Consider the following 1,014-nt stretch of genomic DNA (forward strand, 5'->3'; position numbering starts at 1 on the left):
TGGCGGGCGCGGCGGTGGGGCCGGGCGGCGCAGCGGCCCCGACCGCCAGCGCTGGTCGACGCAGAAGCCCTCGCAGCGCTCGCGCGGCGGAGGGCCGGCGCGGGAGGTCGCCTTCGACGTCCTCACCGCCGTCCGCGAGGAGGACGCCTACGCCAACCTCGTGCTGCCGGCGCTCCTGCGGAAGCACCGCCTCGACGCCCGCGAGGCCTCGCTCGCCACCGAGCTCGCCTACGGGACGCTGCGCGGCCGCGGCCTCTACGACGCCGTCCTCGCGGCCTGCACCGACCGCGCGCTCGCGCAGGTCGACCCGCCGCTGCTCGACGCGCTGCGCCTGGGCGTCCACCAGCTGCTCGCGACGCGCGTGCCGCCGCACGCGGCCGTGAGCCAGACGGTCGGCCTCGTGCGCACCCGGGTCGGCCCCGGCGCCGGCGGCTTCGCCAACGCCGTCCTGCGGCGGGTGGCCGAGCACGACCGCGACGCCTGGGCGGGACGCGTCGCGCCCGAGGACGGCGACCCGACCGAGCGCCTGGCGGTGCTCCACAGCCACCCGGCGTGGGTGGTGCGCGCCCTGCGGGAGGCGCTCGTCACCCACGGCCGCGACGTCGGCGAGCTCGAGGCGCTGCTGCGCGCCGACAACGCCGCCCCCGAGGTCGTGCTCGCCGCCCGGCCGGGGCTCAGCACGCCCGAGGAGCTCGTCGCGGCGGCCGGCGCCGCGGTGCTGCGCACCACCAGCGGTGCCTGGTCGCCGCAGGCCGTCCGGCTCGAGGAGGGCGACCCGGGCGCGCTGGCGCCCGTGCGCGACGGCCGCGCCCGCGTGCAGGACGAGGGCAGCCAGCTCGTGGCGCTCGCGCTCGCCGCCGCTCCGCTCGAGGGTCGCGACGAGCGGTGGCTCGACCTGTGCGCCGGCCCCGGCGGCAAGGCGGCGCTGCTCTCCGCGGCGGGCGCCGCCCGCGGCGCCCGGCTCACGGCCGTCGAGGTGAGCGAGCACCGCGCCCGGCTCGTCGCCCAGGCGCT

1 protein-coding gene is annotated in these 1,014 nt (G+C 80.7%); it reads left to right on the forward strand.

The window, feature by feature from the left end; genetic code table 11:
- Window positions 1-1,014, forward strand: a 1,014-nt coding sequence (locus tag HLB09_RS17580) for a transcription antitermination factor NusB (protein WP_281359519.1), incomplete at both ends; no start/stop codon positions are given.

The organism is Pseudokineococcus marinus, from assembly GCF_013004605.1.
In the GTDB taxonomy this organism is placed as follows: Bacteria; Actinomycetota; Actinomycetes; order Actinomycetales; family Quadrisphaeraceae; genus Pseudokineococcus; species Pseudokineococcus marinus.